10 protein-coding genes and 2 tRNA genes are annotated in these 13,594 nt (G+C 65.8%); 4 read left to right on the forward strand and 8 right to left on the reverse strand.

What is annotated here, in order from left to right:
* A tRNA-Asp gene (locus HF854_RS10895) sits at positions 1-77 on the reverse strand.
* A gap of 4 nt (positions 78-81) precedes the next feature.
* A tRNA-Val gene (locus tag HF854_RS10900) sits at positions 82-157 on the reverse strand.
* Positions 158-363: 206 nt separating this feature from the next.
* Between HF854_RS10900 and HF854_RS10905 the strand changes: the two genes are divergently transcribed.
* The gene (locus tag HF854_RS10905; protein ID WP_168936309.1) at positions 364-1,698 is read left to right on the forward strand and encodes a polysaccharide deacetylase family protein; all 1,335 of its coding nucleotides are present in this window, start codon (positions 364-366) and stop codon (positions 1,696-1,698) included.
* A 241-nt stretch (positions 1,699-1,939) separates the two neighbouring features.
* Here HF854_RS10905 and nspC read toward each other — a convergent pair whose 3' ends face one another.
* From nspC to HF854_RS10935, 6 genes are all read right to left on the reverse strand, one after another.
* Positions 1,940-3,169 carry a carboxynorspermidine decarboxylase gene (gene nspC, locus HF854_RS10910; RefSeq protein ID WP_168936310.1) on the reverse strand — a complete coding sequence of 410 codons (1,230 nt, stop codon included), beginning with the start codon at positions 3,167-3,169 and terminating at the stop codon, positions 1,940-1,942.
* A 153-nt stretch (positions 3,170-3,322) separates the two neighbouring features.
* A complete protein-coding gene (locus HF854_RS10915; RefSeq protein ID WP_006007027.1) occupies positions 3,323-4,525 on the reverse strand; it encodes a saccharopine dehydrogenase family protein in 1,203 nt (400 codons plus the stop codon).
* Positions 4,526-4,981: 456 nt separating this feature from the next.
* Positions 4,982-5,314 (reverse strand): CGGC domain-containing protein, encoded by a 333-nt coding sequence (locus tag HF854_RS10920; RefSeq protein ID WP_168936311.1) that lies wholly within the window; start codon positions 5,312-5,314, stop codon positions 4,982-4,984.
* 19 nt (positions 5,315-5,333) lie between these two features.
* A complete protein-coding gene (locus tag HF854_RS10925; RefSeq protein WP_168936312.1) occupies positions 5,334-6,524 on the reverse strand; it encodes an ATP-grasp domain-containing protein in 1,191 nt (396 codons plus the stop codon).
* Positions 6,525-6,747: 223 nt separating this feature from the next.
* Positions 6,748-8,067 carry a homoserine dehydrogenase gene (locus HF854_RS10930; RefSeq protein WP_168936313.1) on the reverse strand — a complete coding sequence of 440 codons (1,320 nt, stop codon included), beginning with the start codon at positions 8,065-8,067 and terminating at the stop codon, positions 6,748-6,750.
* A gap of 8 nt (positions 8,068-8,075) precedes the next feature.
* On the reverse strand, positions 8,076-9,257 hold the full coding sequence (locus HF854_RS10935; protein WP_168936314.1) for an aminotransferase class I/II-fold pyridoxal phosphate-dependent enzyme: 1,182 nt from the start codon (positions 9,255-9,257) through the stop codon (positions 8,076-8,078).
* Positions 9,258-9,425: 168 nt separating this feature from the next.
* On the opposite strand from HF854_RS10935, the gene mtnA reads away from it, so the two are divergent.
* The 3 genes from mtnA to HF854_RS10950 all read left to right on the forward strand — a co-directional run bounded on the left by mtnA (position 9,426) and on the right by HF854_RS10950 (position 13,358).
* Positions 9,426-10,475, forward strand: coding sequence for an S-methyl-5-thioribose-1-phosphate isomerase (gene mtnA / locus HF854_RS10940; RefSeq protein WP_168936315.1), 1,050 nt, complete (start codon positions 9,426-9,428; stop codon positions 10,473-10,475).
* A 60-nt stretch (positions 10,476-10,535) separates the two neighbouring features.
* Positions 10,536-12,443, forward strand: coding sequence for a TIGR04326 family surface carbohydrate biosynthesis protein (locus HF854_RS10945; protein ID WP_168936316.1), 1,908 nt, complete (start codon positions 10,536-10,538; stop codon positions 12,441-12,443).
* Positions 12,444-12,782: 339 nt separating this feature from the next.
* Positions 12,783-13,358, forward strand: a complete 576-nt coding sequence (locus HF854_RS10950) for a hypothetical protein (RefSeq protein ID WP_205906111.1) — start codon at positions 12,783-12,785, stop codon at positions 13,356-13,358.
* The last annotated feature ends 236 nt before the right edge of the window (positions 13,359-13,594 follow it).

Here is a 13,594-nt window from a genome sequence, read left to right on the forward strand (position 1 = left end):
TGGCGGAGCGGAAGGGACTCGAACCCTCGGCCTCCGGCGTGACAGGCCGGCGTTATAACCGTCTTAACTACCGCTCCGTAGTGGTGGACAGTACAGGACTTGAACCTGTGACCCCCGCCGTGTGAAGGCGGTGCTCTACCAACTGAGCTAACTGTCCGTCGTTGTCCTCTCGAACAAGAGTGTTTGTACGGGAAACACCCCTCGGGGTCAAGAAAAAAATTGAAAAATTTGAAAAAAGTTTAATTTCATTTGTAATTAGCTGGAATAAAAGGATAAAAATTGATATTCGTTCCTGATAAATAGCCTTGCAGTCCCGGAGGGCCGGTGTTAGGTAGAAAAACACTTCAGTTCAGGGTGGAAAAGATGATGTTTTCCCGTTTCCGGCAGGGCCGCAGGGCCGTGACCGGCAAAGATCGTGATGCGCGTTTCCCGTCGCGCATGGGCATGGGGCTGCTGCTGGCGGCCCTGCTTTTGTTGCCGGGCTGTGCCCAGGCCGTCCCGGACAGCGGCACGCCGCTGCGCGTCTCCGCCACTGCCCGGAAGCTCTCCGGCCCTCTGGAGCCTGCCTCCCTCTCGGCGCTGGTAATGAATGATGCCAGTGTCCGCCAGTGCCGGGTCTACGATGGTGTGCGCATCATCGCGCAGCCCATGCAGGAGAACCTCTGCGCCCTGAGCTTCGATGACGGCCCTTCGGCCAATACGCCGCAGATCCTCGACATCCTGGCCGCGCACAACATCCCGGCCACGTTCTTCGTGCTGGGGCGGAACGCCGAGCGCCATCCCGACCTCGTGCAGCGCATCCATGACGAAGGTCACGAGATCGGCATCCATACCTATTCCCATCCCAATCTGCGCCATCTCAACCTGGCGGCCCAGAGCGAGCAGATCGGCAGGGTGCAGCGATTTTTGCGCTCCCTGGGCATCGAGGCCCGCTTCCTGCGCCCGCCGTACGGTTCGTTCAATGACATCACCCTGAAAGCTGCCGAGCAGATGGACCTCAAGGTCGTGCTCTGGTCGCTGGACAGCGAGGACTGGCGGGGCGTGCGCGAGGATTACGCCGCTCTGGTCAACACGCGGGGTCAGCGTTACGTCAACAACGATCTGCGCGGCATCTTCCTTTTCCACGATACGGTGCACGGCACGCTGGAGAACCTGCCGCGCATCATCGCGCAGCTGCAGGCCGGGGGCTGTCAGCGTTTCGTGACGGTCAGCGATTTTCTGGACGGCAGCCTGGACCCCGAACCGCCTTTGCTCATGGCCCGGCGCACCCGGCAGCCTTTGCCTGACGGCCGCGAGCTCATGCCGCCGGAGAGTTTCCCCGATGTGCAGCTGGCCGGACAGGAAACGGGCCGCAGCGGCTTCGATGCCGCCCAGCGAGCCTCCTCCACGCGGGATACCAGCCTGATCTGGGCCGCGGGCAGCACGCCGGTGCCCATGGCGCGCAGCAGCAGCCCCCGCTGGGGCAAGGCCGCGGAACAGGCCCGCGAGCAGCAGGCCCGTCGCCTGGAGCGGCTGGAACAGGAACGGCAGGTCGCAACGGCCCGGACGCAGGCGCAGCCGGCAGGGCCCGTGCATGCCGTGCGCGGTACCGTGACGCCCCAGCGCGATTTCGGTACCAGTGCCGGTGAGGTCTATCCCGGCAGCCGTCCCGTGAGCTCCGTCGAGGATCTGGCCCCGGCCACGTCCGTACAGCAGTAAAAAAATATGAGGGGAGGGCCCGCGTCTCTGCAGTCCACGTAATGCTCCTTTGTCGCTGACGGGCACGGCCTGAGGCCGCCTTCGGCCGCTGCCGATACGAGAAGGGCCCCTTTCTCCCTATGTCCCCTTCCCTGGTGTGTTCCATCCAGGGAACAGCTGGCAGGGATGCAAGCAAACAGCCCCCGCATGATGTCATGCGGGGGCTGTTTGCGTTCAGGAAAAGGCCTGTGGTCTCGATGTCCTAGGACAGACGGGTCTTGAAGTCCTCGTAGCCGAAGCGGCGCACCAGACGGAAACGGGCCGTGGCGGCCGGGTCGGCGGCGTCGAGGTCGGCGGCCAGGCTGCCGATGGACGGCAAGCGCAGGCCGTTGAAGGTGGTGGTCTTGACCATGCTGTAGATGGCCATGTCGGTGAAGATCAGGCGGTCACCGGCCTTGAGGGGCGCGGCGAAGCTGTATTCGCCGATGACGTCCCCGGCCAGGCAGGACTTGCCCGCCAGGCGGCAGGTCCAGGCCTTTTCGCCGTTTTCGCCCGCCAGGCGCAGCTCGCCGTCTTCCGGGGCCAGCAGGTTGGGGCGGTAGGGCATCTCCAGCACGTCGGGCATGTGGCAGGAGGCCGAGGTGTCCAGGATGGCGATGGGCATGTCGGCCTGCACCACGTCCAGCACCGTGGCCACCAGCCAGCCCGCATTGAGGGCCACGGCCTCGCCGGGCTCCAGATAGATCTGCGCGCCGTAGTTCTGCTGCATGCGCGTGATGCAGCGGCAGAGGCGGTCCATGTCGTAGCCTTCGCGGGTGATGTGATGGCCGCCGCCGAAATTGATCCACTTGCACTGGGCCAGCTGCTTGCCGAAACGGGCCTCCACGGCATCCAGGGTGCGTTCCAGCGCGTCGGAGCCCTGTTCGCACAGGGTATGGAAATGCAGGCCGGAGATGCCTTCCGGCAGCGTTTCGGGCAGCTGGTGCGGCCGGATGCCCAGACGGGAGCCCGGGGAGCAGGGATTGTAGATGGCCACGGCGCCTTCGGAATGTTCGGGATTGATGCGCAGGCCGCAGCTGATCTCGCGGCCGTTGTCCCGGCACCAGGCCCGGACCTTGGGGCCGAAGCGTTCCCACTGGGCCAGGGAGTTGAAGACCAGGTGATCCACCAGCGGCAGCAGCTCGTCCAGCTCTTCTTCCGTCCAGCCCGCGGCAAAGGCGTGCACTTCGCCGCCGAATTCTTCGCGGCCCAGGCGTGCTTCATCCACGGAGCTGGCGCAGGTACCCCACAGGGGGCCGTGGCCTTTGGCGCGGGAGAGCAGGGAAAAGCTGTCCCAGGCGGCAAAGCCCTTGAGGGCCAGCAGGATCTTGGCGCCGGTGCGCTGCTGCACGCTGTCCAGGATGGCCGCATTGGCCGCCAGACGGGCTTCGTCCAGCACGAAGCAGGGCGAGGGGACGGTACGGGGATCCAGCAGGGGCAGGAGATGCTTCATGTTTTGGTCTTTTGCAAGGGTTGGGGTGAAGAAAGGGCTGCCGTCCGGGGCCTGGCCGCAGGGGCGGCGGGTCTGTTCCCGGGCCGGAGCGCAACGGGGGAAGGAGCCCGCGGGCCCCTTCCCCCTGAAACAGCGTTGCCGGCGCGAAAGGGACTAGTCTTTCACTTCCACGCACTGCCACGGCAGGCCGTAGGCGTTGAGGTCGGCCATGAAGGGGTCGGGGTCGAACTGTTCCATGTTCCACACACCGGGCTTGAGCCACTGGCCGGAGACCATCATCTTGGCACCGATCATGGCGGGCACGCCGGTGGTATAGGAGATGGCCTGGGAGCCCACTTCGGCGTAGCAGGCTTCATGGTCGCAGATGTTGTAGATGTAGACGGTCTTTTCCTTGCCGTCCTTGATGCCGCGCATGACGTTGCCGATGCAGGTCTTGCCCTTGGTCAGCGGGCCCAGGGAGGCGGGGTCGGGCAGCAGGGCGCGCAGGAACTGGATGGGCACGATGTCCTGGCCCTGGAAGCGCACGGGATCGATGCGGGTCATGCCCACATTGCCCAGCACCTTGAGGTGGTTCAGGTAGTTTTCCGAGAAGGTCATCCAGAAGCGGGCGCGCTTCAGGCCCTTGAGGTTCTGCACCAGGGATTCCAGTTCCTCGTGGTACATGAGGAAGCACTTCTTGGGGCCGATGCCGTCGGGGAAGTCGTAGGTCATGGACCAGGACAGGGGATCGGTCTCCACCCATTCGCCGCGTTCCCAGTAGCGGCCGCGGGCGGTCACTTCGCGGATGTTGATCTCGGGGTTGAAGTTGGTGGCGAAGGGCTGGCCGTGGTCACCGGCGTTGCAGTCGATGATGTCCAGCACATGCACTTCGTCCAGCTCGTGCTTCATGACCCAGGCCGAGAAGACGTTGGTGACGCCGGGGTCGAAACCGGAGCCCAGCAGGGCGGTGAGGCCGGCCTGCTTGAAGCGCTCCTGGTAGGCCCACTGCCATTTGTATTCGAACTTGGCGGTATCCAGGGGCTCGTAGTTGGCCGTATCCAGATAATGCACGCCGCATTCCAGGCAGGCGTCCATGATGTGCAGGTCCTGATAGGGCAGGGCGATGTTCAGCACGGTGTGGGGCTTCACCTGACGGATGAGGGCGCAGAGCTCGGGCACGTTGTCGGCATCCACCTGGGCGGTGGCGATGTCGACGCCCAGACGGGCTTTGACCGAGCGGGCGATCTCGTCACACCGGGAAAGCGTACGGCTGGCAAGAGTGATCTTGCCGAAGGCCCCTTCTTTGGCCAACTGGGCGCACTTGTGCGCCACCACGCTTCCCACGCCACCGGCGCCGATGATCAGAATATCCGCCATGACTTCTCCTTTTGAATCCGTTTTGTCCGTGATTGATGATGAAATGCGGCCCGCCGGAACAGGCGGTCATCCCCTCCATAGCCCACAGCGGCGGGAAGGTAAAGGGCGGGGGGAGGGCCCGGCCGCGCCGCCTTGGCCTTCCCGATCCTTACGGGCCTGCCCGGGCTGGGGACATCCTTGCTGCGCGTCGGGGAGCCGGGGACATGCCATGCCCAGCATGCCTGCTTTGTGTGACCGCCGGTCGTCATGAAGGTGACGGGCCGGCGACGGGACAGGAAGATGTGCTGCCCGTGCCCCCGGCGGACGGTAGCGTACCGTGCCGCGCCTTGGCCCATGACGGTCTCCCGTCAGGACGAGGCATGGCAGGAAGCCGCCCTGCATGGCCCGGGAGCGTACGCGCCGGAAAGGGGCAGTACGGGAGGGGATTCCCCTCCCGCTCCTATCTCATGCGTATCCCTAGTGCGTGTGATCCAGCACGGGCACGCCGTCGCCCAGTTTTTTGCGGATGGCGGCGATCATGGTCTCGTGGTGCGGGCAGGGGAAGCTGATGGGGTTGCCCTTGCAGATGCAGGAGGCCAGGGCAACGGCTTCGGCGCCGCGATCCACCAGCATCCTGGCGCGGGCCACGGCCCGCTTGCCGGGACAGCCGCCGCAGGAGACGAAGCCGATGACCTCGCAGGGGCCCAGTTCCTCGAAAGCGCCCTTGCCCTGGGCGGCAAAGGAAAAGTCCGTGGTGCCGGGGCAGATGTCCTCGGTCTGCATGCAGCGGATGATGCCGATCTTCTTCATGAGAGCCTCCTTGGTTTGCTTATCGGGCCTGGGGCGCCTCCTCATGGTCTTCGGGGATGACGTAGCCCAGCAGGTCGTCACGCACGATGGCGTCCAGTTCCGCCCGGTCATGGGCCGGGGTCTCGGTGAACAGGAAGCCGAAGTGGGAATAGCGGTCGTAGAAGCCGCGGCGCAGGTGCAGGACCTTGCGGAAGCGGGCGCAGAGGGCGTCGTAGTCGAAGCAGCGCACCGGCGGGCAGGCGGCGGGCTTGTTGAGCACGATGAGGGTGTAGAGCTTGTCCTCGCGGCCGGGCAGGATGCTGTCCCAGTCCGGGCGCCGGTCGTCCAGATAGCAGCCGTAGGTGGGGAAGCCCCAGGCGAAGAGGCTGATGTCCGTGCAGCACCAGCCCGCGAAGCGCAGCGGGTTGAACTCGATGGGCACCATATGGCCGTCGGCGTCGCGGCGCAGTTCCACATGGACGGGGTAATCGCGCAGGCCCAGGCGCTCGTTGATCTGGTCGAACCACGCTTCCAGCGGTCCGGACATGCGGCGGATGATGTCCGCGCTGGTGTAGTACAGGCGGTCGCTCACGTCTTCGGAAGAGGCGAAGTCGTGCTGGAGGATGTTGCAGATGACGGCCTCGCCGCGGCTGTTGAAATAGACGTCCACGGCATATTCCGTGCCCTGGATGAGGGATTCCAGCAGCCAGACCTGGTTGTCCAGCACGGCGGCGGGATATTCCTTGCGCCAGCGCACGGCGCCGGCCGCGATGTCGTCACGGGCGGCGCGCCACTGCTGGGCGTTCTCGATGCTGTAGACGCCCAGGCTGAAGAAGCCCACCGCGGGCTTGAGCACGCAGGGGCCGGGCAGGCTTTCGAAATGGGTCTCCATGACGTCCCGCAGGGTCAGCTCGCGGAAATGGAAATCGGGGAAGAGCGGGGCCAGGCGCTGGCGGAACAGCAGCTTGTTCTTGAGCAGTTCTGTGGCGCGCACCAGCCCGGCATTGCCCGAACGGCTGTAGAGCCAGTCCAGGGAGTTTTCCGAATTACTGTACAGGCGCTGCCCCTGGCAGCACAGACGGCCGAAGTCGCGGCTGGAGACAAGGTTGAGGTGCAGCCCGTAATCCAGCCCGGCCTGCCGGGCAGCGGGCGTATCCAGGACAGGTTCCTGCCGGTCGGCGGCAAAGGTGGCCAGCTCCGGCGAGACATACGGATCTTCCAGAATGATCATGGGGCCCCTCGTGCAGCATGGCTGCGTAAAAAGCGCAGGGCCGGGATGTTTCCTGACCCTGCGCGATGTGGTGGCTGGAGAAGCACCCGGAACCCCTCCCCGCGAGGACGGCTCCGGCAGTGGCGGGAAATGTCTCACGATGGCACGGGCTTTCCCGCGGAGCCGGGCACCATCATTTTGAGATCGTGTGCAGGGGGAGAGCCTCCCCCTGCGTTCGTTTTTGTTAATCCAGCACGCGGAAGTACACGGCAGGCTGGCGCAGCATGCCGGTATCCAGGGTGCGCTGCAGGGCGGTGCTCATGGCTTCTTCGGTGGTCTCATGGGTCATGAAGACCAGCGGCACGCCCTTGCCTTCGTCGGTACGCTGGATGACCTGGGCCATGCTCACGCCCTGGTCGGCCATGCAGCCGGCCAGATCGCGCAGCACGCCGGGCTCGTCCTCGACCATGACGCGCACATAGTAGCGCGAACGCCATTCCGCGGGCGGCACGATGCTGGCGCGGGGCAGGTCGTCACAGGCGTAGCCGGTGTTGTGCGGGTTCTCGTCACGGGCCACGGCCATGAGGTCGGCCAGCACGGCACCGGCGGTGGGCAGGTCGCCCGCGCCGCGGCCGTGGAAGAAGAGCGAGCCGCAGGCATTGCCGCTGACGCGCACGGCGTTGTACACGCCGCCCACGCGGGCCAGCAGCACCGTATAGGGCACCAGGGCCGGGAACACGCCCGCCTCCAGCCGCACCTTGTCGTCGGGCTGGCCGGGCTCGCGGCGTTCGCGCACCTGGGCGATGAGCTTGATGCGGTAGCCGAACTCGCGGGCCAGGGCGATGTCCAGGCTGGACATGCCGCGGATGCCGCGCACGGGCATGGCCGTATAGGGATAATTGACCCCGTAGGCCAGGCGGATGAGCAGGGTCAGCTTGTGGGCCGCATCGTGACCGTCGATGTCCAGGGTGGGATCGGCTTCGGCATAGCCCAGCTGCTGGGCCTGTTTGAGGGCCACATCGAAGTCCAGACCGTTGGAGGTCATCTCGGACAGGATGTAGTTGCTGGTGCCGTTGAGGATGCCCATCAGGGACGAGATGCGGTTGCCGGCCAGGCTGGTGCGCAGGGCCTCCACCACGGGGACGGCGCCGGCAACACTGGCCTCGTAGCGCAGGATGCGGCCCTTGCCGGCGGCTTTCTGGAACAGGGCGAGCCCTTCCTCGGCCAGCAGGGCCTTGTTGGCGGTGACGATGTGCTTGCCGGCGTCCAGGGCGCGGTCGATGATGGTACGCGGGGCGTCGATGCCGCCCATGAGCTCCACCAGCACGTCGATCTCGGGATCGTTGATCAGCTCGTCAGGGTTGGTGGTCAGGTCGGCTCCGGGAGGCAGGGGCACGGTGCGCGCCTTCTGGGCATTGCGCACCAGCACCTTCTTGACCTGGATGTCCCGGCCCGTACGCTGACGGATGATGCCGGCGTTCTCTTCCAGCAGGCGGGCAAGACCGCCGCCCACGGTGCCGAACCCGGCCAGACCCACTACCAGAGGCTTGTTGCTGTCGGCCATAGTGTCCCCTAATCGCTGGAGCCGCCGAGCAGGCGGCGGATGTTGCGCACGGCCTGACGGGTGCGGTGATCGTTCTCGATGAGGGCGAAGCGCACGTACTCGTCACCGTAGGCGCCAAAGCCCAGGCCCGGCGAGACGGCCACCTGCGCTTCGGTGAGCAGCAGCTTGGAGAATTCCACGGACCCCATCTTGCGGAACTCTTCGGGGATGCGGGCCCAGACGAACATGGTCGCCTTGGGCGCGGGCACTTCCCAGCCGATGCGGTTGAGGCCGTCGATGAGCCAGTCACGGCGCTGGCGGTAGATGTCGCAGATCTTGGTGACTTCTTCGTCGCCGCTGCGCATGCCCACGGTGGCCGCGATCTGGATGGGCTGGAAGATGCCGTAGTCCAGGTAGCTCTTGATGCGGCTCAGGGCGTGGATGAGCTTGGGGTTGCCCAGGCAGAAGCCCACGCGCCAGCCGGGCATGGAGTAGCTCTTGGACATGGTGTAGAATTCCACGCCCACGTCCTTGGCGCCCTTGGCCTGCAGGAAGCTGGGGGCCTTGTAGCCGTCGAAGACCAGGTCGGCATAGGCCAGGTCATGGATGACCCAGATGTTGTTCTCCTTGGCGAATTCCACGACCTTTTCAAAGAAGGCCAGGTCGGTCACTTCCGTGGTGGGGTTGTGGGGATAGCACAGGAAAAGCAGCTTGGGACGGGGCCAGGCCTGCTTGGTGGCGGCGGTCAGGTCCTCGAAAAAGTCACGGCCGGGCCCGATGGGCACGCTGCGCACGTCGGCGCCGGCGATGATGGGCGCATACTTGTGGATGGGATAGGTGGGGTCGGGAGCCAGCACCACGTCGCCGGGCGAGAGCATGGCCAGCGAAAGGTGGGCGAGACCTTCCTTGGAGCCCATGGTCACGATGGCTTCGGTGTTGGGATCGAGGTCCACATCATAGAGGCGCTTGTAGCGTTCGCACACGGCGTCGCGCAGATGGGGGATGCCGCGGGAGAGCGAATAGCGATGGTTCACCGGCTTCTGTGCGGCTTCCACCAGCTTGTCCACGATGTGCGGCGGGGTGGGAATGTCGGGATTTCCCATGCTGAAGTCAACGATATCAATATTCTGGCGACGCAGCTTCATTTTAAGGTCGCCTACCACCGCGAAAACGTAGGGGGGCAGGCGCTGGATGCGCGAGAACTCTTCCATGGGGACGCTTCTCCTGCTGAAGTTCAAAAACTTCAGCCAGATTAGCCAGTGCGTTCGGCATTTGTAAAGCACTTTGCCAAGATAAGGGCTTTGCGCTACCGTGGTCGGTATTGGACAGGCTACGCCATCTCACGGACCCTTTATCGCCCTTCAACCATCGAGGACCGCATGGAACACCATATCCGTTTCGACGCTGACGCCATGACCCTGTATCTGCTGGACCAGCGCGCCCTGCCCGGGCGCGAGGACTACCTGCCCATCCGCACCCTGGACGAGACCATCCGGGCCCTGCAGGTGATGGTGGTGCGCGGCGCTCCGGCCATCGGCGTCACGGCCGGTTTCGGCTGCGTGCTGGCCCTTGAGGAACTGCGCCGCAGCCTGCCTGCCGGTGCCGACTGGCGCACGGCCTATGACCAGGCCCTGGTGCGTCTGGAGGCGGCCCGGCCCACGGCCGTGAACCTGCGCTGGGGCGTGGAGCGCATGCGGGCCCTGTGGCGGGCCCATGCCGGTCTGGAGATGGAGGCCCTCATCCCCCTCCTGCTGGCCGAGGCCGAGACCATGCGCCGCGAGGACGTGGAGATCTGCCGCGAGATCGGCCGCCACGGGGCGTCCTGCATCAATGACGGCGACACCGTGCTCACCCACTGCAATGCCGGGGCCCTGGCCACGGCCGGTTACGGCACGGCCCTGGGCGTCATCCGCGGCGCCCTGGAAGCGGGCAAGAAGGTGCGGGTCATCGCCGACGAGACGCGGCCCTTCCTGCAGGGCGCGCGCCTGACCGCCTGGGAACTGCAGCAGGACGGCATCGACGTGCGCGTGGCCTGCGACAATGCCTGCGCCCTGCTGATGCAGAAGGGCCTGGTGCAGTGCGTGGTGGTGGGGGCCGACCGCATCGCGGCCAACGGCGATGCCGCCAACAAGATCGGCACTTTCGGCGTGGCCCTGCTGGCCAAACATTTCGGTATCCCCTTCTATGTGGCGGCGCCCCTGTCCACCATCGACCCGCGCACGCCCGACGGCGCACACATCCCCATCGAGGAGCGCCCCGACCGGGAAGTGACCCATGTGGGCGAGACCCGCATCGTCCCCGAAGGGGTGCCGGTCTTCAATTTCGCCTTCGACGTGACGCCCGCTGACTGCATCACGGGCATCATCACGGAAAAGGGCGTCCTGCGCGCGCCCTACGGCCCGGCCATCGCCGCGGCCCTCAAAGCCTGAGCCTGCACGGACGGCACCATGCCGTCCGTTTTTTCTTCCCCTGTCCGGAAAGGAGCGCCCATGAAAGAACTTACCTTGCTGGCCGATAGCAGAGCGCCGCTGGCCTTCCATCTGGAGACGTCCGCCGCCGTGGCCCACTGGAACCTGCGGGACGTGCCCGGCGACCACATCTCGCTGCCTGCCCTGTGCGATGCCCGGCTGACGGAGATCCGGCGCGAGCACGCCGCATGGGCCTGCCGGACGGGCCTCAGGCCCGTGGAGGGGGCGCTGCTGCACGAGCATTTCCAGGCCGGGGAAAAGCTGTCCATGTGGTGGTGTTCGCTGCTCTACGAGCGCCATCCCAAGATGACGCCCCTGCTTTACGAGATCTACAAGCTGCGTACCCTGGAGCATCTGCTGGACGAGGGCGGCTTCACGGCCCTGCGTCTGGTGGGCGGCGACGACCGGCTGTGCGAGACCCTGCTGGCGCTCTGCCAGGCCACGGGGCGGCAGTTCGCGGACTATCACGATCCCAAGTGCCGTGACGGGCGCTACCGCAGCCGGCTGCGTCGCATCTATGAGGCTTGCCCCTCCCTGCTGCGCGCGGCCGGGCGCTTCCTCCACTGGTGGTTCCGGGTGCGCCTGCCCCTCCGGCCCAGGGGCGGGGCCCTGCCCACCCTGCCGCCCGCGCATGTGACCACGGGCACCATCGCCACCTATTTCCCCAATGTGGACATGGAAGCCGCGGCAGCGGGCCGCTTCCGCTCCCGTTACTGGGAGGGCCTGCACGACGCCCTGTGCGCGGCGGCGGCCAGGACGCCCGTGCGCTGGCTGTTCATCCGCTTCCCGTCGCCGCAGATGGATCTGGCCGGCTGCATCAGGATGCGGGACCGTCTGCGGGCCGCACGGCAGGACGGCGTGAGCTTCCACTATCTGGAGGAATTCCTCACGACCGCCGACTTGCGGGCCGCCTGGAAGCGCTATCTGCGTCTGGCCTGGACCAGCCGCCGTCTGGAGGCCTCCATGCGCGAGCTTTGCCGTTTCGAGGGCTCCCGCCTGAACTTTTGGGCCTATATGGCCGAGGACTGGGCTGAGACCTTCCGGGGCTGGCGCTGTTTGGAGCGCTGCCTGCAACAGCGCGGCATCGACAATTATGTGAAGGCCGCCGGGCCCCAGCGCTGGTTCACCTTCCCGCTGGAGAACTGCCCCTGGGAACGCATGCTGACCCATGCCGCCCACACCACGCCCGGCGCGGGCGGGCCCGTGTACGGGGCGCAGCATTCCACCATCCGGCCCACGGACTTCCGCTATTTCGACGATCCGGCCACCTTCACGGACAGCGCTTGCGCGCCCTTCCAGCCCGACCGCATCTGCGCCAACGGGCAGGGGGCCCTGCGGCAGTGGCAGGCCGCCGGTGTGCCGCAGGAGCGTCTGGAGTTGGTGGAGGCCCTGCGCTACATGTATCTCGTCGATGCCCGCAAGTCCGCCGTGCCGCCGCAGGAAGGGCAGACGCACCACCGCCTGCTGGTGGTGACCGGCTTTTTTGCCGACGAGACCGCCGACCATGTGCGTCTGCTGGCCCGGGCCGTGCACGCGGGCCTGCTGGACGGCTGGGAGATCGTGGTCAAGCCGCATCCCTATCTTTCCGTGGAGGCCGACCTGCGTCACGAGCTGGGGGCCCAGGCCGGGCGTCTGCGTTTTGCTGACGGCCCCATCGCCACCCATCTGGTGCCCGGTACCGTGGTCTGGTCGTCCGCTTCCACCACCGTGGTCTTGGAAGCGGCCCTCAAAAAGCTGCCCGTCATGGTCATGCTGCCCTCGGACGGCTTCGACCTGTGCCCCTTGCAGGACGTCCCCGGCCTGCTGCGTACCGGCAGCCTGGACGATGTGAAGCGGGCCCTGGCCCAGGCCGCGCCGCCCGCCCTGCCGGACGACTATCTGGAATTGCAGCCCGAGCTGCCCCGTTGGCGGGCCTTGCTGGAATTGTAACGAAGGCGGACGGGCCTTGGTCCCACGGGTTTCCCGGGCGCTGTCCGCGCCGTGGAGGCCGCCCGGTGCCTAATGGAGGCGCAGGGCGGCTTTTTTTGCCGGGGCCTGCCCTACGGCCCGATCGTTTCCCGAAGGCCCGGCAGGGAGAGATGGGGCTTCCTGTGACCGGGAGCATGGCACGCGGACGGACGGCTCCGGAGCGTGCGGGATGCCTGCGTCCCTCGCAGCCATCCCGCGGGGCTTGAAAAAACAGGCTCCGCTGGGTAGCGTCAAAAGAGCGGCTGCCCCGGGAAAGGGCGTCGCAGAGCAGGCCCCGCAGGGGGCGTGCGGGAGGATGTCATGGTGTTCAGCGAACGGGTCAGGAATTACGGCTCGCGCGGCAAGGGCGTGAGCGCACGTGACAACCATATCATCAAGGGCATGAAGGCCCTGCACCTGCTGGCGGCCCTGGCCTGGGCGGGCGGCGCCTTTTCCATGCAGGCCCTCGGTTTCCTCAAACTGGGCATGGACGATCCGGCGACCGTGAAGCTGGTGGAATACTGCCGCTATATCGTGGATTCCTGGGTGGTCATGCCCGGGCTCATCGGCTGTGTGCTCACCGGCCTGTTCTATTCCATCTTCACCTCGCTGGGCTTTTTCAAATTCGCCTGGGTCACCATCAAGTGGATCATCAGTTTCTGCGCCGGTTTCTGGGGCACCTTCTTCTGGCTGCCCGTGGGTGACCGCTGCATCGAGTGGCTCACGCCCATGGGGCTGGACTGGCCCTTGCGCTTCGTGCGCTCCTGTATCCTGCCGGAAGAACTCTGGGCCAGCCTGGTCCAGGTAGCCATCATCTTCGCCATGGCCCTGATCTCCATCTATCGCCCGCTGACCTGGAAGATGTACGGCGATCCCATCGTGCCGCCCACGTCGTAGAAGAAAGATCCTCGAAGGAGCCCCCCTTGCCCGGCGCAAGAAAAAGGGGCCTTCCGGCTTCCATCTTTCCCCAGTCGCTCCGGCAGGCTGGAAACGAGGGGACGGGAAACAGCTGATAAAAGAACAAGGGACGCTCCCGTACAGGGAGCGTCCCTTTTGTTTATGGGCTTTAGCCTGTTGAGCGCCTGACAGGCGCGAAACAAAAAACCACCCGCTATGCGGGTGGAGACAATACG

Source organism: Desulfovibrio piger, assembly GCF_012843875.1.
Taxonomy (GTDB): domain Bacteria; phylum Desulfobacterota; class Desulfovibrionia; order Desulfovibrionales; family Desulfovibrionaceae; genus Desulfovibrio.

Coding starts and splice junctions, on each gene's coding strand:
- HF854_RS10905 (WP_168936309.1), top strand. CDS start 364: ATGATGTTTTCCCGTTTCCGGCAGGGCCGCAGGGCCGTGACCGGCAAA.
- nspC (WP_168936310.1), bottom strand. CDS start 3,169: ATGAAGCATCTCCTGCCCCTGCTGGATCCCCGTACCGTCCCCTCGCCC.
- HF854_RS10915 (WP_006007027.1), bottom strand. CDS start 4,525: ATGGCGGATATTCTGATCATCGGCGCCGGTGGCGTGGGAAGCGTGGTG.
- HF854_RS10920 (WP_168936311.1), bottom strand. CDS start 5,314: ATGAAGAAGATCGGCATCATCCGCTGCATGCAGACCGAGGACATCTGC.
- HF854_RS10925 (WP_168936312.1), bottom strand. CDS start 6,524: ATGATCATTCTGGAAGATCCGTATGTCTCGCCGGAGCTGGCCACCTTT.
- HF854_RS10930 (WP_168936313.1), bottom strand. CDS start 8,067: ATGGCCGACAGCAACAAGCCTCTGGTAGTGGGTCTGGCCGGGTTCGGC.
- HF854_RS10935 (WP_168936314.1), bottom strand. CDS start 9,257: ATGGAAGAGTTCTCGCGCATCCAGCGCCTGCCCCCCTACGTTTTCGCG.
- mtnA (WP_168936315.1), top strand. CDS start 9,426: ATGGAACACCATATCCGTTTCGACGCTGACGCCATGACCCTGTATCTG.
- HF854_RS10945 (WP_168936316.1), top strand. CDS start 10,536: ATGAAAGAACTTACCTTGCTGGCCGATAGCAGAGCGCCGCTGGCCTTC.
- HF854_RS10950 (WP_205906111.1), top strand. CDS start 12,783: ATGGTGTTCAGCGAACGGGTCAGGAATTACGGCTCGCGCGGCAAGGGC.